Raw genomic sequence first — 18,513 nt, 5'->3', positions numbered from 1 at the left:
AAGGTTCACAGGGGCACCCGCGTGGAACTCACGTGACTGCGGGATCTGGGATGACTGCGAGGCGCACGACCCGGGGGACGGCCCGAGACGAACTCTTCGTACGGATGGAGCGGTTGCGCGACGGCTCCGGACGGTGCGCGGCGCGGGGAAGTGCGACGTTCACGGCAGGACGCACCGCCCGGAGGGCCATGGGGCCCGTCAGGTGCCGGTGATGTGCTCGGGGCGCACCGGCGTCCGGTTGAGTTCCAGGCCCGTCGCGTTCCGGATCGCCGCGAGGACGGCCGGGGTGGACGACAGCGTGGGGGCCTCACCGATGCCACGCAGCCCGTACGGGGCGTGGTCGTCGGCGAGTTCGAGCACGTCGACCGGGATGGCCGGGGTGTCGAGGATGGTGGGGATCAGGTAGTCGGTGAAGGAGGGGTTGCGCACCTTCGCCGTCTCCGGGTCGACGATGATCTCCTCCATGACGGCGACACCCAGCCCCTGGGTGGTTCCGCCCTGGATCTGGCCCACGACCGACAGCGGGTTGAGGGCCTTGCCGACGTCCTGGGCGCAGGCGAGCTCGATGACCTTGACCAGACCGAGCTCGGTGTCGACCTCCACGACCGCGCGGTGCGCGGCGAAGGAGTACTGGACATGGCCGTTGCCCTGTCCGGTACGCAGGTCGAAGGCCTCGGTGGGCCGATGGCGCCACTCCAGCTCCACGTCCACCGCCTCACCCTCGAGCACATCGGCCAGCGAGGCGAGCACCTCGCCACCGTCGGTGACGACCTTGCCGCCCTCCAGGAGGAGTTCGGCGGTGGCCCAGGCGGGGTGGTACGTGCCGAACCTGCGGCGGCCGATCTCCAGGACCTGCTCCCGGACGGCTTCGCAGGAGTTCTTCACGGCACCGCCGGTGACGTACGTCTGCCGGGACGCGGAGGTGGACCCGGCGGAGCCCACCTGGGTGTCCGCCGGGCGGATGGTGACCTGGCTGACGCCGAGTTCGGTCCGCGCGATCTGGGCGTGGACGGTGACCCCGCCCTGCCCGACCTCGGCCATCGCGGTGTGCACGGTGGCGACGGGTTCGCCGTTGATGACCTCCATCCGCACCCGGGCGGTGGAGTAGTCGTCGAAGCCCTCGGAGAAGCCGACGTTCTTCAGTCCGACGGCGTAGCCGACGCCGCGCACCACGCCTTCCCCGTGGGTCGTGTTGGACAGTCCGCCGGGCAGGGCTCGTACGTCGACGGAGTCCCCCTCGGCGCCGGCCGCGAGCCACTGCTGCTCGGGAGGCATGGGGCGGGCCTTGACGCGGCGCAGCAGTTCGGCCACGGGGGCCGGCGAGTCGACGGCCTGCCCGGTGGGGAGGAGGGTGCCCTGCTCCATGGCGTTCAGCTGCCGCAGTTCGACCGGGTCCATGTCCAGGGCGGCGGCCAGCTTGTCCATCTGCGCCTCGTAGGCGAAGCAGGCCTGGACCGCGCCGAAGCCGCGCATGGCGCCGCAGGGGGGGTTGTTGGAGTAGAGCGCGATGGCCTCGATGTCGACGTCGTCGACGGCGTACGGTCCGACCGCGAGCGAGGAGGCGTTGCCGACGACGGCCGGGGAGGCGGAGGCGTAGGCCCCGCCGTCCAGCACGATCCGGCACTTCATGTGGGTGAGCTTGCCGTCCTTGGTGGCGCCGTGCTCGTAGTGGAGCTTCGCGGGGTGCCGGTGGACGTGTCCGAAGAAGGACTCGAAGCGGTTGTAGACCATCTTGACCGGCTTGCCGGTGCGCAGCGCGAGCAGGCAGGCGTGGATCTGCATAGACAGGTCCTCGCGTCCGCCGAAGGCGCCGCCGACGCCGGAGAGCGTCATACGGACCTTGTCCTCGGGGAGGCCGAGGACGGGTGCGATCTGCCGGAGGTCGGAGTGCAGCCACTGGGTGGCGACGTACAGTTCGACGCCGCCGTCCTCGGAGGGCACGGCGAGGCCGGACTCGGGGCCGAGGAAGGCCTGGTCCTGCATCCCGAAGACGTAGTCGCCCGTGACGATCACGTCGGCCCGCTCGGCGGCCGCGGCCGCGTCACCGCGGATGATCGGCTGACGGTGGACGATGTTGGGGTGCGGGACATGACCGATGTGGTGGTCGGTGCGGCCCTCGTGGACCAGGATCGCGTCGGGGGCCGTCGCGGACGCCTCGTCCGTGATGACAGGCAGTCCGGCGTAGTCGATCCTGATCTTCGCGGCGGCGCGGCGCGCGGTCTCGGGGTGGTCCGCGGCCACCAGGGCCACGGGTTCGCCGTGATGGCGGACCTTGCCGTGGGCGAGGACGGGGGTGTCCTGGATCTCCAGCCCGTAGTTCTTCATCTCCGCGGGCAGGTCGTCGTAGGTCAGGACGGCGTACACGCCGGGTGTGGCGACGGCCTCGCCGATGTCGATCGAGCGGATCACGGCGTGGGCGACCGTGGAGCGGAGCGTGTGGCCCCACAGCATGTCCTCGTGCCACATGTCCGAGGAGTACGCGAACTCACCGGTGACCTTGAGGGTGCCGTCGGGACGCAGGGTGGACTCGCCGATACCGCCCCGGGTCTCGGAGCCCTGGGTGATCCTGGTGGGGGTGCCGGCCGGTACGGACGCGGCTCGTGGGTGCAGCGCCATGGCTATCGGACCGCCTCTTCCTGACGGGCGGCCGCGAGGCGGACCGCGTCGAGGATCTTCTCGTAACCGGTGCATCGGCAGAGGTTGCCGGAGAGCGCCTCGCGGATGTCCTGGTCGGACGGGGAGGGCCGCGTCTCGAGCAGTTCGTCGGCGGCTACCAGCAGACCGGGGGTGCAGAAGCCGCACTGCACGGCGCCCGCGTCGATGAACGCCTGCTGGACGGGGGAGAGTTCGGTCGCCTCGGCGCTCTGCCCGTCGCCGGGCCTGGCCTGCCACCGCTGGGCGGCGTCGAGCGGGGTACCGCAGGTCCCCGCGGCGCAGCCGGTGCCGGGGTGGGCGTCGTCACGGTGCCTGGCGTAGTCCGCCAGGCCCTCGACGGTGACGACCTCGCGGCCCTCCGCCTGGCCCGCGGCCACGAGACACGAACAGACCGGCACACCGTCGAGGCGTACCGTGCAGGAGCCGCATTCGCCCTGTTCGCAGGCGTTCTTGGAGCCGGGAAGGCCCATGCGCTCACGCAGGACGTACAGGAGGGACTCGCCCTCCCAGACGTCGTCGGCTTCCTGCTTGCGGCCGTTGACCGTGAAATTCACTCGCATGGTTAAGCAGCTCCTTCGAGGGTGCGTCCCGCTCCGCGGTACTGCTCCCAGGTCCAGCCCAGCGTGCGGCGGGCCATGATGCCGACGGCGTGCCTGCGGTAGGCGGCGGTGCCCCGGACGTCGTCGATGGGGTTGCAGGCCCCGGCGGCGAGCTGGGCGAACTGCTTGGCCACGGAAGGAGTGATGGTCTTTCCGCTCTCCCAGAACCCGCCCTCCTCCAGTGCGGCGTCCAGGAACGCCTCCGCCTCCTTCGCCCGCACCGGGGTCGGGGCGGCGGAGCCGATGCCGGTGCGCACGGTGCGGGTCTCCGGGTGGAGCGCGAGACCGAAGGCGCAGACGGCGATGACCATCGCGTTGCGGGTGCCGACCTTGGAGTACTGCTGGGGGCCGTCGGCCTTCTTGATGTGCACGGCCCGGATCAGCTCGTCCGGGGCGAGGGCGTTGCGCTTGACCCCGGTGTAGAAGTCGTCGATCGGGATCATCCGCGTCCCCCGTACGGACGCGGCCTCGACCTCGGCTCCTGCGGCGAGCAGCGCCGGGTGGGCGTCACCCGCGGGCGAGGCGGTGCCCAGGTTGCCGCCGACACCTCCGCGGTTGCGGATCTGCGGTGAGGCGACGGTGTGCGAGGCGAGGGCGAGCCCGGGCAGCTCGCCGCGCAGGTGCTCCATGACGGCGCTGTACGGCACGGAGGCGCCGAGGCGCACGGTGTCCGGGCCCACCTGCCACTCCGACAGCTCACCGATGCGGTTCAGGTCCATGAGGTGGCCGGGCCGCCGGTGGTCGAAATTGATCTCGACCATCACATCGGTGCCACCCGCGATGGGCACAGCCGTCGGGTGCTCGGCCTTGGCGGCGAGCGCCTCCTCCCAGCTGGCGGGGCGAAGGAAGTCCATGAGTGGCTCTCTTCTTCTTGATCGGGTCCGTTCGGGTGGGCTGGGGACGGCCGGCCCTCGATGGCTCGTTCCTGTGTTGTTGACACGGTGTGTGGCCCAGTACACAAGCCTTGCTCCAGTCGGTGCAGTCACCGAAAACATGAAGGAACTGGCTGGTCCCCGTCGCTGTCTTGTAGATTCGAACGAATGGCGGGTACCGGTAACCTCACCGCGTTTCACAGGTCACCCCCGCTGACCCCCGCACCAACGAAGAGATCGGCGGCAATCGACGATGCGGCTGCGCGCACTGCTGGACACCGAGGTACTGGGCCTGCGGCTGCTCGGCGGCGAGGACGAGCTGGACCGCTCGGTCCGGGGTGTCATGACGACCGACCTGCGCGACCCCAGCCGCTATCTCTCCGGCGGTGAACTGGTCCTCACGGGGCTGGCCTGGCGCCGGGACGCGTCGGACTCCGAGCCCTTCGTCCGGATCCTGGCGAGCGCCGGGGTGGCCGGCCTGGCGGCGGGTGAGGCCGAACTCGGGGCCGTCCCCGACGATCTGGCCGAGGCGTGCCTGCGGCACCGGCTGCCCCTCTTCGCGGTCGACGAGACCGTGGCGTTCGCGACGATCACCGAGCACGTGGTGCGCCAGGTCTCCGGTGAGCGGGCCGGCGACCTCGCCGCGGTCGTGGACCGCCACCGCAGGCTGATGACCTCGGGACCGGCCGGTGGCGGCCCCGAGGTGGTCCTCGACCTGCTCACCTCCGACCTGGACCTGCGCGCCTGGGTCCTGTCCCCCACGGGCCGGCAGATCGCCGGAGCGGGCGACCCCCTGCCCCCGCACGTCGGTGCGGAACTGGCGGGCCGGCACCTCGCGGCGGCCCGCACCGGCCGCCCGGGCCCGCACCGGGCGGAGGTGGACGGCGCCGCGTATTCGCTGTTCCCGATCCGGAACACCGGGCGGGGGGCCGTGCCCGCCCCGTCCCGCGATGTGCGGGAGTCCGTGCTGTCGGACTGGCTGCTGGCCGTGGCGGCCGACGCGGGTGACTGGCCGGCCCCTCGGCTGGACCTGCTCCAGGGCGTCACCCAGCTGATCGCCGTCGAACGGGACCGCCGCGACGCGGCCCGCGCGGTACGCCGCCGGCTCGCCCAGGAGGTCCTGGAGCTGGTCCGGACGGGTGCTGCCCCGGCCGAGATCGCGGCGAGGCTGCGGGTGGCCACGCCGGTCCTGCTGCCGGGTCTCGGCACGGCGCCGCACTGGCAGGTCGTGGTGGCCCGGGTCGAGTGGGCGGCGGAGAGCACGGACCTGTCGGGCGGCCGGGCCGCGCAGGCCCTGCTGGAGGAGATCCTCGTCGACCCGGCGGTGGCGGGCCCGGATTCGGCCGACCGGATCGCCGTGGCGCACACGGACGAGGAGGCGGTGGCTCTCGTGCCGCTGGCCTCGCACACCTCACCGGACGTGGACGGGGCCGACACGCCGGAGGAGTCCGCCGCTCCGGAGCGGCAGGCCGCCGCGCTGCACGCCGACGCCCTGCTCGGCACCGTCCGCGCGCCGCTCTCCGCCGGCCTCGCGGAGGACGGCCGCCTGACGCTGGGAGTCAGCGCGGCGGTCCATTCCGCAGAAGGGCTGCGGGGTGCGCTGGAGGAGGCCCGGCACGCCCGCCGGGTCGCGGCGGCCCGGCCGGGCCCGGTCTGCGCGGCGGGTCACCACGAGCTCGCCTCGCACGTCCTGCTGCTGCCCTTCGTTCCGGACGACGTCCGCCGCGCGTTCACCGCCCGGCTCCTGGACCCGCTGCGCGACTACGACCGGCGGCACCGCGCCGAACTGATCGAGACGCTGGAGGCCTTCCTGGACTGTGACGGCTCCTGGACCCGCTGCGCGGCCCGGCTGCACCTGCACGTCAACACGCTGCGCTACCGCGTCGGACGTATCGAGCAGTTGACGGGACGGGACCTTTCGCGCCTCGAGGACAAGCTCGACTTCTTCCTCGCCCTGCGTATGAGCTGATGCCCCGGGCTTATCACAGTCCTCCTGGGCTCCAGGTGATTGTGAAATCTTTCACCTGAGATCGATCCCACCTCTTGGCCCGGTGTGCCATTCCGTGCTGAGATGCGCGCAGACCCTGGCCGCCCGGCTTCCGCCGGCCGGCCTCCACAGCTCGACGGCGCGCTCGGGGAGGGCAATGTGGCGCATACCGCCATGTCTGGTTCCGGAACGACAGCAGATGACGATCCGCCGCTCCAGACCGCGGTATGGCGGCTGCGCTCACGAGCCTGCTGGACGGACGCGGCCGCGCTCCTCGGTCCCCGGGCGGCCACCGACCCCGCGGCCGCTCTCCAGCGGACCTCACTGCTGACCGAGCGGTGCCTCTACACGGGCACCGGCTGGACGGACGCCGAGGACGCCCTGCGCACCGCGGAGGCGCTCGCCCAGGACGACTCCGAGCGCGGGGCGGCCGCCTGTGAGCGCGGATACCTGGCCTACGCCTCGACCCTGCTGGGGGCGCGCGACCGGGCCGACGAGGCCAGCGTGGCGCTCAGCAGGGCCGCGGCCCTGCTCCCGCCCGCGGCCCCCGGCCGGCCCCTGCTGGACTTCCGCCGGGGTCTGATCGCCCAGAACATCGCCGACTCCCCCCAGTCCGCCCGCGCCGCCTACCGCAGGGCACACGCCGGCGCCACGGCCCGGGGGGACGAGCTCCTGCTCTCCTTCACCTGGCGGCACCTCGCCTCGCTCGCCCTGCGCGAGGGTGAGCGGGCGGAGGCGCGGCACGGCTTCGCGGAGTCGCTGCGCATACGGGAGGATCTGGGCTATCTCGTGGGCACGGCTCCGGCGCTCATCTCGCTCGCGGACGCCGAGCCGGAACCCGAGGCGGCCGCCCGGCTGCGCGCCGAGGCCGGCCGGCTGTTCCGGCTGCTGGGCGGCGTACCGACCTGGCTCGCCCCCCGCCTGGAGCCGCCGGCCCCGGAGGCCGTCGAGGCGAACTGAGGGCCCGGTCCCGCCTCGCGGGGCACGAGCCCGGCAGACGGCCGGTCCTGCCGTCTCAGACGTCCGCGCGGTCGAAGTGCTCCCGTACGAGGGCCTGCGCCCCCGGGAGGTCCCGGGCGATGAGCGCGTCCAGCAGCGCGGTGTGCTCCGAGGCGTCGGCGAGCAGGCAGGCCCGGCTGCCGGCCAGGGGCCACTGGGACCGGCGATGGAGGTCCTCGGCGACCGACACGAGCTGCTGGTTGCCGGACAGGGCGAGCGCGGCGCGGTGGAAGGACCGGTCGCTCTCCGCGTACGCCGCCCGGTCGCCCACGGCAGCCGCCGCGACCGTGGCGTCGGCCAGCGGACGCAGCGCGCACCAGTCGGCCGCGGGAACCGTGCGGGCGAGCCGCAGCAGGACGGGGACCTCGATCAGGGCGCGCACCTCGGCGAGCTCCGCCAGATCGCGGGGACCCCGCTCGCTGACCCGGAAGCCGCGGTTCGGTACGACTTCCACGGCGCCTTCGGCGGCCAGCTGCTGCATCGCCTCGCGCACCGGCGTCGCGGACACGCCGAAGCGGGCACCGAGCGCCGGGGCGCTGTAGACCTCTCCGGGGGCCAGCTCGCCGCCCACGAGCGCGGCGCGCAGGGCGTCCAGGATCTGGCCGCGTACGGAGTGCCGCTGGACCATGCGGGCAGCGGACGGCTCGCCGTGGGTGTGTTCGCCACGCGCCTGTTCGGGCACGCGGACGCCCGGCGGGGTGCCCGCGGACGCGTACGGCCGCACGTCCTCACGCGCTCTGCCCTGCTCCACCGGCACCTCCTGCGACTGGCGGGCCGGCTCGCGTGCGCCGTACCCCTTGTGCACGATAAGCGGAGCGGACCCCAGTTCAAACACCGATCACTTCGGGTAAGGTAAGGCTTACCTGCAAAAGATCGTGAATCGGTGGTCCCCGAATGACCGTGCCCGCCCTGCTCACCTCCACCGCCCTGTCTCCGCTGACGGCTGCGTACGCACGCCTGGCCGAGGTCTTTCCCGGGCTGCGCGCCGAGGTGCTCTCCGATGACGTCGCGGCGCCTTCGGGCAGCGGATGGGTCGGCGCCGCCGACCTCGCGGCGGGCGGTGCCGCGCTGGACGAGTTCCTGGCGTGGGACGAGGCGCAGGTGCTGCGGGACTACGGCACCCGGGCCCGCCCCGACGTGGTGGCGAGCTTCGGACTGCACCGCTATGCCTGGCCGGCCTGCCTCCTGGTGACCCTGCCGTGGTTCACGCACCGCCGGGTGCCGAGGATTCCCGTCGAGGGCGTCGCCTTCCACCGGGGTCTGGGCCGGCTGGCCCTCCGCGTGAGCGGGTTCGCCTGCCTGCCCGACGACCCGGCGGCCGGACTGCCCGGCGCCCGGGTCGTCCCCGACGAGTCGGCGCTGCGGGCCGAGGTCCTCGATTCCGTCGCGCAGCACATCGGCCCGGTGCTGGACGGCTTCCGGCCGCGCATGCGGCGCGGGAAGCGGGCCCTGTGGGGCATGGCGACCGACGAGATCGTCGAGGGCCTCTGGTACGTCGCCCATCTGCTCGGCGAGGAGGACCGCGCGATGAGGGAGCTGGAGCTGCTGCTGCCGGGCACCACCGAGCCGTACGTCGGCACGGCCGGCTTCCGTGAGCTGACCGGGCCCGACGGCGAATCACTGCCGACACGCGACCGCGCGAGCTGCTGCCTGTTCTACACCCTTCGCCCGGAGGACACGTGCGTCACCTGCCCGCGCACCTGTGACACCGAGCGCGTGCGGAAGCTGACGCCCGTCTCCTGAGCCCCGTGGCCACTCACACCACCCGGACGGGTGAACTGAATTCGAACGTAACTCGGCTTTCACGTGTGGGAATTCGAAAAGATTCCGCCCAACGATGAGCCCGGCCGACCCGATGGCGTTCACTTGCCCCGAAACTCCTTGAGCACAGCGGTATTTCCGTCACGATGGCGCCCGAAACGCCCTACGTGACGCAAGGGACCGCGCATGAGACTGACCGATATATCGCTTGACTGGCTGCTTCCGGGCGCCGTGCTGCTCGTGGGGGTCATGGCGGCGGTGACGGTGGTCGCGCGCGGCAGGCGCGCCGCTGAGAAGGCCGGGTCCGACGACGGCTGGGAACGCAGTGAGGAGCGCCGCAGGCGCAAGGAGACGCTCTACGCCACCGCCTCGTACGTCCTGCTGTTCTGCTGTGCCGCGGTCGCCGCCGCCCTCTCCTTCCACGGGCTCGTCGGCTTCGGCCGGCAAAACCTCGGCCTCTCCGGGGGCTGGGAGTACCTCGTGCCGTTCGGCCTCGACGGGGCCGCGATGTTCTGCTCGGTGCTCGCGGTGCGCGAGGCCAGCCACGGGGACGCCGCACTGGGCTCCCGGCTGCTGGTGTGGACGTTCGCCGGGGCGGCAGCCTGGTTCAACTGGGTGCACGCGCCGCGCGGAATCGACCACGCGGGCGCCCCGCACTTCTTCGCGGGAATGTCCCTGTCGGCGGCCGTCCTGTTCGACCGCGCGCTGAAGCAGACCCGCCGTGCGGCGCTGCGCGAGCAGGGCCTGGTGCCCCGTCCACTGCCGCAGATCCGGATCGTGCGGTGGCTGCGTGCTCCCAGGGAGACCTTCGGCGCCTGGTCGTTGATGCTCCTCGAGGGCGTACGCACCCTGGACGAGGCGGTGGACGAGGTGCGCGAGGACCGCCGGAACAGGGAACAGGACCGGCGCCGCAGAAGGGACCAGGTGAAACTGGACCGGGCCCGCATCAAGGCCCTGAACCGGCAGAACCGGGCCTGGGGGCGCGGCGGCCGGGCCGGCAGGCAGGTGGACGTCCAGGCCATCGCCCCGGCACCGGTCGGCGGCCCGCCGTCCGTCGCGGAGCCTGCCACGGCGGAGCCGGGACAACTGCCACTGCGTCCCCGGCCGCCCCTGCAGGCCGTGAACGGGTCAGGAGCCGGAAGCTCTTCGGCACAGACCACGACCGGTGATCCCTCGGCCGTCGGCCTCACCGCGGAGGACGACACCCAGGCCCTGCCCCGGCTCGATTCGCTCGAGCGGAAACTCAAGGACCTGGAGCAGCAGTTCGGCTGAGCGTCAGGACGTCCCGGCGTTCAGCTCGAACCAGACCACCTTGCCCAGCGCCTGCATCGTGACTCCCCAGGAGTCCGCCAGGCTCTGGACGAGGAGCAGCCCCCTGCCGTGCGTACCGTCGTCGGCGTTCGGTACGTACGGCGCGGGCTCCTGCCCGCTCACGAAGTCACGGACCTCCACCCGCACCCGTGCGGGCGCGGAGGTCACCGTGACCACGGCGCCGTTCCTCGTGTGGATGAGGGCGTTCGTCACCAGCTCGCTGAGCAGGAGCTCCGCCACCTCGGTCTCCTCGGGACGTCGGCGATAACGCAGGAACTCCCGCAGCGCCGCACGTGTCTCCCCCACGCCTGACAGATCGGCGTGTCCGAGTCTGCGGTGCAACCGCGTCGGTGCACCTTTCTGCCGCTTCGTCATGTCCCCCGCACGCACGTTGAATCGACCTCCCTGAATTCCGTTTCGTCATGTCATGTCTCGAACGCCTTCACGGAATGCATGCCCCACAGCGGGGCTGTCACGCGTCTTCCGGCGTCAACACATGAACGAGCGGTCGCACAACCCGGCGCGGACGATCGGCGCGTCACGTTTTCGTACTCACGGTCAACTTCCCAAAAATTCACTCGTCCCAGCGTTGACGAATGGGGATCTACGCGCGTCATCATGGTGGGCATGCGAATCCCCCCACGGATCACCACGCTCGGCGGTATCGCCGCCGTCCTGTCCGTCCTGTTCGTCGGCGGGCCGGTCACCGCATCGGCCGCGACAGCTCCCTCGACCGCCGCGGTCGGCAGCGTCTGTTACTCCGCGCTGCCGTCCCAGGCCCACGACACGCTCGACCTCATCGATGCGGGCGGCCCGTTCCCGTACGAGCAGGACGGCACCGTCTTCCAGAACCGGGAAGCACTGCTGCCGAGTCAGAACACCGGCTACTACCACGAGTACACGGTCATCACACCCGGCTCCTCGGACCGCGGCGCCCGCCGGATCGTGACGGGTGAAGAAGCCGAGGAGGACTACTACACCGCGGACCACTACGAGTCCTTCGACCTGGTCGACCACGGCTGCTGATCCGCACTCCCCGGGTCCGGCCCGGTCCGCAGCCCCCCACCTGCGGCACGGGCCTCCGGACCGGGGCCGGGGGCCGGGAAAGCCTGCTTGTACCCTCCACGCATGACCGTGACCTATGTGATCGAGGGTTCCCGCATCACCGGCCTGGACGGCTTCTGGGATGCGATCGGCGAGGCGGTGAACGGCCCCGGCGGCTATTTCGGCCGTAGTCTCGACGCCTTCGCCGACTGCCTCGGCGGCGGTTTCGGCACTCCGGAGGACGGCTCCTTCGTCATCGAGTGGCGCGACCACGCCCAGTCGGCCCGCGCGTTGGGCCACGAGGAGACCGCCCGCCGGCTGGACCGCATGCTCCCCCGGGTGCACCCTACGAACAGGGTGCGCGTGGAGCGGGAGCTGGCCGAGGCCCGGGCGGGCATCGGCCCGACGCTCTTCGACCACCTGGTCGAGATCATCACGGACCGGACACCGCCCGGGACACTACGGCTGAGGTGAACCCGCGGCCCCGCTCAGGGACGCGGCACGTTGCGGAGGTTGGAACGGGCCATCTGGAGCATCTTGCCGACTCCGCCGTCCAGGACGATCTTGCTGGCGGAGAGCGCGAAACCGGTGACCATGTCGGCGCTGATCTTCGGCGGGATGGAGAGGGCGTTCGGGTCCGTGACCACATCGACGAGCGCGGGCCCCTTGTGCTTGAAGGCGTCCTTGAGTGCACCCGCCAACTGCTTGGGCTTCTCCACCCGCACCCCGTAGGCTCCCGCCGCCCGCGCGATCGCCGCGAAATCCGGGTTCTTGTTGGCCGTGCCGAACGAGGGCAGTCCCGCCACCAGCATCTCCAGCTCGACCATGCCGAGCGAGGAGTTGTTGAACAGGACGACCTTCACCGGCAGGTCGTACTGGACCAGCGTGAGGAAGTCGCCCATCAGCATGGTGAATCCACCGTCACCGGACATCGACACGACCTGCCGGTTCCGGTCGGTGAACTGGGCCCCGATCGCCTGCGGCAGAGCATTCGCCATCGAGCCGTGACTGAACGAACCGATCACCCTGCGCTTGCCGTTGGGCGTGAGGTAACGGGCCGCCCACACATTGCACATACCGGTGTCGACGGTGAAGACGGCGTCGTCGTCGGCGAGTTCGTCGAGCACCGAGGCGACGTACTCGGGATGGATCGGGATGTGCTTCTCCACCTTGCGGGTGTACGCCTTGACGACGCCCTCGAGCGCGTCGGCGTGCTTCTTCAGCATCCGGTCGAGGAATTTACGGTCGGTCTTGACCTTCACACGCGGATTCAGGGCACGCAGTGTCTCGCGCACGTCGCCCCAGACCGCCAGGTCGAGCTTGGACCGCCTGCCCAGGTGCTCGGGGCGCACGTCGACCTGGACGATCTTCACATCGGTCGGCAGGAAGGCGTTGTACGGGAAGTCGGTGCCCAGCAGGATCAGCAGGTCGCATTCGTTGGTGGCCTCGTAGGCGGCGCCGTAGCCGAGCAGCCCGCTCATGCCCACGTCGTACGGGTTGTCGTACTGGATCCATTCCTTACCACGCAGCGCGTGGCCGACCGGCGCCTTCACCCGCTCGGCGAACTCCATGACCTCGGCGTGCGCGCCCGCCGTCCCGCTTCCGCAGAACAACGTCACCCGCTCCGCCTTGTCGATCATCCGGCAGAGCTTGTCGATCTCCTCGTCACCGGGTTTCACGGAGGGCCGCGAGGTGACCAGGGCGTGCTCGACCGACTTCTCGGGGGCCGGCTGTCCGGCGATGTCACCGGGCATCGAGACGACGCTGACGCCGCCGCGGCCGATCGCGTGCTGGATGGCCGTCTGGAGCAGCCTCGGCATCTGCTGCGGATTGGAGATCATCTCGTTGTAGTGGCTGCACTCCTGGAAGAGCAGCTCCGGATGCGTCTCCTGGAAGTAACCCAGGCCGATCTCGCTCGACGGGATGTGTGAGGCGAGGGCGAGCACCGGGGCCATGGAGCGGTGGGCGTCGTAGAGCCCGTTGATGAGGTGGAGGTTGCCCGGCCCGCACGACCCGGCGCAGGCGGCGAGGGAGCCGGTGACCTGGGCCTCGGCACCGGCCGCGAAGGCGGCGGCCTCCTCGTGCCTGACCTGGACCCACTCGATGGCGGCGTTACGCCGGATGGCGTCGACCACGGGGTTGAGGCTGTCGCCGACGACGCCGTACAACCGCTTGACCCCCGCCCGCACGAGGATGTCGACGAACTGTTCCGACACGTTCTGCTTGGCCATGGGTGCGTGCCCTCTCTGCCTCCGGCTGTCCGTCTCTCCATCAACCCATGACGGGCCCGGTTACGCCTCCCAGACCGCGGCGCCCGTACGGTCGTCGGCGTACCCCTCGATCCTGAGCTGGATGTCGGCCAGATAGGCGGGCAGCCCGGGCGGGCCCGCTGCGGCCCAGCGCCGCGCGAGTTCCCCGGCCAGCGCCGGCTTTTCGCGCATCGGTTCGGCCAGGCCGTTCCCGCAGAGCATCAGGGTGTCCCCGGGCCGGGCGACGGAGGCGCGGAAGCGGAAGGGCTCTGCGGGCGGCTGCGGTGGGTGCCCGGCGTACGGGGGCGTGGTGATCTGCAGGTCCATCGTCAGCCGGTCCCCGCCGGGGCCCACTTCGCCCGCCGCGCCACCGGTCGCGGGGCGCACGGGATCGAGGTCCTGCCAGGCTCCGTCACGCAGGCGGAAGAGGCCGCCCGGCCCGATGCCGAAGAAGACCCGGGTACGGCACTCGGGGTCGGCGGACAGCAGCAGACAGCGCAGGCCGGTGCTGTACGCGGACGGTTCGAGGCCGAGCTCGGCGGCACGGGCGCGCAGCTTGCCGTAGGTGCGGGCGGTCAGACGGTGCAGCCCCGACTTGAGGTCGCCCCTGCGCCCCGCCCTTATGTCGTCGGAGAGCCGTGCATGGCTGCGGGCGACGGTTGCGCCGATCCAGCGACAGGCGTCGGCGGCGGGCCGGGCCGGGCCGGCCCCGGTGCCCCCGCCGGCCACGGCGACCAGGACCAGGGCGCCGTCCCCGTCACCGAAGCGTGCGGTGAGCAGGGCGTCGCGGCGGGGCTCGCCGCACGAACGCGCCGAGTCCCCCCGCACGGATGCGGCCCGCAGGGTGTACGTCCCGTAGCGGGCGCCGTCCAGGACGGTGTCGGGCACCGGGTCCCCGAGGTCGTCGGGGCCGGACGCGGGAAGCGCTGCGGGTTCGGCGTCGTAGGCGGGTGGGCGCTCCCCGAGGTGACCGACGGCGGGGCGCACCGGAGGTTCGGGGAGGGCCGCCACGGCGGGCGGCTCCTGGGACGGGGCCGGCGGCCGTACGGCGAAGGTCTGCGGACGGGAGGGTCCGGCAGGAGCCTCCCAGGGTGCGCGCCCGAGCGGGACGGTGCCCTGGGGCGGTGGTGGCTCCGGCACCCGGTCCGGTCCCTTCTCCGCTTCCGCTGCCGGCGAGCGCGGGTCCGGCAGCGGCACCACCGTGGCCGGGCGGTCCGGGCGGGCCTGCTCCGTGTCGCCCAGGGCATCCGACGCGGAGTCGAAGCGGTCGTCGAGACTGTCGGCCTCGCTGCCCGGCCCGGCGTCCGGCGCGGCCTCGTCGTACAGCCTGCGCCACCAGTCGTCCTCGTGGTCGGCGGGCTTCTCCCCCTGCTGGCTCATGCCCATTAGTGTCGACCGCTCGCGCCTCACGAAACCGGGTCATCCGGAAAAGTGGCCCGGAAGTGGCATCCGCGAGGTGGCCCGCCGGACGTCCCCGCCCCCACGGGAAGGTCGCCCGGCGGGCCGGTCCGTGTATCAGCCCGCCGCCTGTGGGGCGGTCGTCGCTGCGGTGGCGCCGGATGGTCGGAGAGACGGGTGTCACGGGGCATGATGAGCGTGGCGGGTTCACGCCGTGGCCGTTTCCCGCCACGGCGCGCCCCGCCCGGCGCGTGCAGGAGTGCGCGGGCACCGATCCGGGGAGGGCCGAGGATGTTGTCAGCGATAGGTCTCGACGAGAGACAGGAAGCTGCCTACCGGGCACTGGTCACGGCGGGCGCCGCGGAGCTCTCCGATCTCGCGCGGCGGCTGGCCCTTCCGGAGGCGGAGACCGAACGCGCGCTGCGGCGGCTGGAACACCAGGGGCTCGTGGCCCAGTCGTCGTCACGGGCGGGCCGCTGGGTCGCCGCACCGCCCGGAGTCGCCCTGGGCGCACTGCTGACTCAGCAGCGCCACGAGCTCGAACAGGCGGAGCTGGCGTCCGCCGTGCTCGCCGAGGAGTACCGGGCCGAAGCGGCCGAACCCGCGGTGCACGACCTGGTGGAGGTGGTGACGGGAGCGAGCGCGGTGGCCCACCGGTTCCACCAGCTGCAGCTGGGCGCCACGTCCGAGGTCTGCGCGCTGGTCACCGGGAAGCCGATCGCGGTCACCGGGATGGAGAACGAGTCCGAGGAACGGGCCGCGATGCGGGGCGTGTCCTACCGCGTGGTCGTCGAGCGCGACGTTCTCTCGCTGCCGTCCGGGATCGTGGAACTGTCGGCGGCGCTGAGCCGTGACGAGCAGTGCCGGGTGGTCGACCGGGTGCCGACGAAACTGGTGGTCGCGGACGCGGCGCTGGCCATGGTGCCGCTGACCGGCCGGGGGGCCGAGCCCGCGGCCCTGGTGATCCACGCCAGCGGGCTGCTGGAGTCCCTGACGGGTCTCTTCGAGGCGGTGTGGCGGGACGCGATGCCGTTGCGGCTCGGCGGGAGCGGGATCAGCGAGGGGAACGGACCGGGTGCGGATCCGACCGATCTGGAGATCCTCTCGCTGCTGCTCGCCGGTCTGACGGACGCGAGTGTGGCGAAGCAGCTGGACCTGGGGCTGCGCACGGTCCAGCGGCGGGTGAAGGGCCTGATGGAGCTCACCGGGGTCACCACCCGGCTCCAGCTCGGCTGGCACGCGTACGAACGCGGCTGGGTGGCCCGCGCCCCGCGCTGACCGCTCAGCTCCACCGCACCGGCACCTGGGGCCGGCCCACGGCTCCCGCCCGTGGATCCGGCCGTTCGCGGAGCCACGCTGACGGGCGGGACCCGGCGGACTCCGGCACGCTGGTCGGATGAGTGTGTGGCAGCTCGTTGCCGTCGGGGCGGTGATGCTGCTCGGCCTGGTCGGTGTACTGGTGCCGGTCGTGCCGGGGCAGGCGATCATCTGGGCCGCAGTCCTGTGGTGGGCTCTGACCGACCCGGCTCCGGTCGCCTGGGGCGTGCTGATCGGTGCGACGTGCGTGCTGCTGCTGAACCAGGCGCTGAAGGCGCTGATGCCTTCGCGGCGCCCGCACGAGTCGGGGGCGCCGCGCAGGACATTGATGGCCGGCGGCCTCGCGGCGATCGTCGGGTTCTTCGTGATTCCGGTGGTGGGCGGGATCCTGGGGTACGTGGGCGCGGTCTACGGCGCCGAACGCCTGCGTCTCGGCAGCCGTGCGGCGGGGCGGACCTCGCTCAGGTCCGTGATGCGGGCGACGGGGTCCTCGGTGCTGCTCGAGCTCTTCTGCTGCCTGCTGGTGGTGGGGGCGTGGCTGGGCGCCGTCCTCTGGGGCTGAACGCCGCGGGTGTCCGGGCGGCGGCCCGCCGCCCGGACACCCGCGGCCGTAGCCGTCAACGCGTCCTGCCCCGCTTCATCGCCATGGCCGCCCGGCCCTCGGCTCCCCTGCGCTTCCACTCCCGCAGGGTCTCGGTGCGCAGCCGGGCGTCCGTCTTCGCCGCGATGCGGTGGTTCTCGCGGAGCAGCTTGCGGTAGCTGTCGAGACGCCGTGCGGGCAGCGTCCCGCCCTCGATCGCACCGAGCACGGCGCAAGCGGGTTCGGACTCGTGGGCGCAGTCGTGGAAGCGGCACTGCCGGGCCAGTTCCTCGATCTCCGAGAAGACCTGGCCGACGCCGGTCTCCGCGTCCCAGAGACCGACCCCTCGCAGCCCGGGGGTGTCGATGAGGACGCCGCCTCCCGGCAGCACGAGGAGGTTTCGCGTCGTGGTGGTGTGCCGGCCCTTGCCGTCCACCTCCCGCGTCTCGTGCACGTGCATCACCTCCTCACCGAGCAGCGCGTTGGCGAGGGTCGACTTTCCGGCGCCGGAGGTACCGAGCAGCACGCTCGTCCCACCGCCGACGATCGCGCCGAACACGTCGACGCCCTCACCCGTGGCCGAGCTGACGGGCAGCACCTGCACCCCGGGAGCGATGCGCTCGATGTCCTCGACGAGGTGGGACAGCGTGGTGACGTCCGGGACGAGGTCGGCCTTCGTGAGCAGTACGAGCGGGTGCGCTTCCTGTGCCCCGTGCCCGGCGGGCGGGGTCCCGTCGCCGAGCAGAGCGGCTCCGGTGGTGCTGGACATGGCCAGCGCCAGGAACCGTTCCAGTCGTCCGAGGTCCAGCTCGACGGAGAGCGGGACACAGATGACGATGTGATCGATGTTGGTGGCGAGCACCTGCCCCTCGGAGCGCTGCGACGACGTCGAGCGGACGAAGGCCGTACGGCGGGGCAGGAGCGTACGGACGAACTGCGGGTCGCCGTCGGGGTCGACAGCCACCCAGTCGCCGGTGCAGACGATCCGCATGGGGTCACGGGGCACCACGAACGCGGTGTCCGCCCTGATGACACCGTTCGGAGTGACCACATCGCACTGACCGCGGTCCACCCGCACCACGCGTCCCGGCAGGAGTCCCTGCTCGGCGTGCGGGACGAAGGTGACGGCCCATTCGTCGTCCCAGCCGTACGGGGCCAGCGGGTGGGACGAGCTGGAAGTCAGGGAGAAGGAGAAAGACAAGGGAAACCCTTCACGAGGGCGGCCCCGGCACCGCGCTCTCAGGCGCGGAAGGAAAGCGTCAAGGTCAGCCGGCGGCCGCAGGGGTGGGAACGATGCTCTTCGGGTTGTGGGCAGCGCCCACCGCAACGACAGTCATCAATGTCCTCACCTCCTGGTTCCTCGAACTCGGCACACCCTAGCGGGAGCCCACGCTGTGGCTCAACACTTTTTCTTCGACGCGGTCAGCTCCGGTCGCCCGCGGCTTCGGCCGGGGTCCGGGCTCCGGGGACGAAGGCGTTCCGGGGGGACCGGCTGAGCGCGGAGGGCGATGCGGGCGTCTGTTCCCTGTTCCTTGCGGCTTCTTGCCATTCGGCGAGCAGACGGTCGTAAACAGGCGTGTCGGAATCGGTGCGCCAAGACGGGCGGCGGTCGTCGAACTGGTCCATGAAGGCGCCCTACCCCGCGGTACGGGGGGACGTAGCCGCCGTTGCGCCGACCGGCTCAACACGCGCCCGGCCCGTGGACCGCCCGTACAGCGCCGCGGCGGGGAAGCACCGACGA

Annotated in this window: 16 protein-coding genes; 8 read left to right on the top strand and 8 right to left on the bottom strand. The window is 71.9% G+C overall.

Annotated elements, in window-relative coordinates:
• Positions 1-198 precede the first annotated feature (198 nt).
• The 3 genes from ACF1FZ_RS18285 to ACF1FZ_RS18275 are packed head-to-tail and all read right to left on the bottom strand — an operon-like array spanning position 199 to position 4,108.
• On the bottom strand, positions 199-2,616 hold the full coding sequence (locus tag ACF1FZ_RS18285; protein WP_391774399.1) for a xanthine dehydrogenase family protein molybdopterin-binding subunit: 2,418 nt from the start codon (positions 2,614-2,616) through the stop codon (positions 199-201).
• A gap of 2 nt (positions 2,617-2,618) precedes the next feature.
• On the bottom strand, positions 2,619-3,215 hold the full coding sequence (locus ACF1FZ_RS18280) for a (2Fe-2S)-binding protein (RefSeq protein ID WP_391774398.1): 597 nt from the start codon (positions 3,213-3,215) through the stop codon (positions 2,619-2,621).
• Positions 3,216-3,217: 2 nt separating this feature from the next.
• Entirely contained in the window at positions 3,218-4,108 is an 891-nt protein-coding gene (locus ACF1FZ_RS18275) for an FAD binding domain-containing protein (RefSeq protein ID WP_391774397.1), read from the bottom strand.
• Positions 4,109-4,379: 271 nt separating this feature from the next.
• Between ACF1FZ_RS18275 and ACF1FZ_RS18270 the strand changes: the two genes are divergently transcribed.
• On the top strand, positions 4,380-6,095 hold the full coding sequence (locus ACF1FZ_RS18270) for a PucR family transcriptional regulator (protein ID WP_391774396.1): 1,716 nt from the start codon (positions 4,380-4,382) through the stop codon (positions 6,093-6,095).
• 192 nt (positions 6,096-6,287) lie between these two features.
• Positions 6,288-7,073 carry a hypothetical protein gene (locus tag ACF1FZ_RS18265; protein ID WP_391774395.1) on the top strand — a complete coding sequence of 262 codons (786 nt, stop codon included), beginning with the start codon at positions 6,288-6,290 and terminating at the stop codon, positions 7,071-7,073.
• Positions 7,074-7,128: 55 nt separating this feature from the next.
• Here ACF1FZ_RS18265 and ACF1FZ_RS18260 read toward each other — a convergent pair whose 3' ends face one another.
• On the bottom strand, positions 7,129-7,863 hold the full coding sequence (locus ACF1FZ_RS18260; RefSeq protein ID WP_391774394.1) for a GntR family transcriptional regulator: 735 nt from the start codon (positions 7,861-7,863) through the stop codon (positions 7,129-7,131).
• Between the two features lie 143 nt (positions 7,864-8,006).
• On the opposite strand from ACF1FZ_RS18260, the gene ACF1FZ_RS18255 reads away from it, so the two are divergent.
• Together ACF1FZ_RS18255 and ACF1FZ_RS18250 are read left to right on the top strand one after the other, a co-directional pair.
• Complete coding sequence (locus ACF1FZ_RS18255; RefSeq protein ID WP_391774393.1) at positions 8,007-8,855, top strand: (2Fe-2S)-binding protein; 849 nt, start codon at positions 8,007-8,009, stop codon at positions 8,853-8,855.
• A gap of 204 nt (positions 8,856-9,059) precedes the next feature.
• Positions 9,060-10,145: a DUF2637 domain-containing protein gene (locus ACF1FZ_RS18250; RefSeq protein WP_391774392.1), complete on the top strand. Its 1,086-nt coding sequence runs from the start codon at positions 9,060-9,062 to the stop codon at positions 10,143-10,145.
• Between the two features lie 3 nt (positions 10,146-10,148).
• On the opposite strand, the gene ACF1FZ_RS18245 is transcribed toward ACF1FZ_RS18250, so the two are convergent.
• Positions 10,149-10,559 (bottom strand): ATP-binding protein, encoded by a 411-nt coding sequence (locus tag ACF1FZ_RS18245; RefSeq protein ID WP_391774391.1) that lies wholly within the window; start codon positions 10,557-10,559, stop codon positions 10,149-10,151.
• Between the two features lie 252 nt (positions 10,560-10,811).
• Between ACF1FZ_RS18245 and ACF1FZ_RS18240 the strand changes: the two genes are divergently transcribed.
• Both ACF1FZ_RS18240 and ACF1FZ_RS18235 read left to right on the top strand, forming a co-directional pair.
• A complete protein-coding gene (locus tag ACF1FZ_RS18240; protein WP_391774390.1) occupies positions 10,812-11,210 on the top strand; it encodes a ribonuclease domain-containing protein in 399 nt (132 codons plus the stop codon).
• 102 nt (positions 11,211-11,312) lie between these two features.
• On the top strand, positions 11,313-11,702 hold the full coding sequence (locus ACF1FZ_RS18235) for a barstar family protein (protein ID WP_391774389.1): 390 nt from the start codon (positions 11,313-11,315) through the stop codon (positions 11,700-11,702).
• Positions 11,703-11,716: 14 nt separating this feature from the next.
• Here the strand turns inward: ACF1FZ_RS18235 and ACF1FZ_RS18230 are convergent, their stop codons facing one another.
• Both ACF1FZ_RS18230 and ACF1FZ_RS18225 read right to left on the bottom strand, forming a co-directional pair.
• Positions 11,717-13,459 (bottom strand): pyruvate dehydrogenase, encoded by a 1,743-nt coding sequence (locus tag ACF1FZ_RS18230; protein WP_391774388.1) that lies wholly within the window; start codon positions 13,457-13,459, stop codon positions 11,717-11,719.
• Positions 13,460-13,519: 60 nt separating this feature from the next.
• Positions 13,520-14,857: a protein phosphatase 2C domain-containing protein gene (locus ACF1FZ_RS18225; protein WP_391774387.1), complete on the bottom strand. Its 1,338-nt coding sequence runs from the start codon at positions 14,855-14,857 to the stop codon at positions 13,520-13,522.
• Between the two features lie 309 nt (positions 14,858-15,166).
• Here ACF1FZ_RS18225 and ACF1FZ_RS18220 point away from each other — a divergent pair, with 309 nt between their 5' ends.
• Together ACF1FZ_RS18220 and ACF1FZ_RS18215 are read left to right on the top strand one after the other, a co-directional pair.
• On the top strand, positions 15,167-16,153 hold the full coding sequence (locus ACF1FZ_RS18220; protein WP_391774386.1) for a helix-turn-helix domain-containing protein: 987 nt from the start codon (positions 15,167-15,169) through the stop codon (positions 16,151-16,153).
• Between the two features lie 118 nt (positions 16,154-16,271).
• The gene (locus ACF1FZ_RS18215) at positions 16,272-16,754 is read left to right on the top strand and encodes a DUF456 domain-containing protein (RefSeq protein WP_391774385.1); all 483 of its coding nucleotides are present in this window, start codon (positions 16,272-16,274) and stop codon (positions 16,752-16,754) included.
• 55 nt (positions 16,755-16,809) lie between these two features.
• On the opposite strand, the gene rsgA is transcribed toward ACF1FZ_RS18215, so the two are convergent.
• Positions 16,810-17,973, bottom strand: a complete 1,164-nt coding sequence (rsgA, locus tag ACF1FZ_RS18210) for a ribosome small subunit-dependent GTPase A (RefSeq protein WP_391774384.1) — start codon at positions 17,971-17,973, stop codon at positions 16,810-16,812.
• Positions 17,974-18,513: the final 540 nt, after the last annotated feature.

It is taken from the genome of Streptomyces sp. NPDC014623 (assembly GCF_043088245.1).
GTDB lineage: Bacteria > Actinomycetota > Actinomycetes > Streptomycetales > Streptomycetaceae > Streptomyces.
This window is presented reverse-complemented; position numbering and strand designations above follow the sequence as displayed.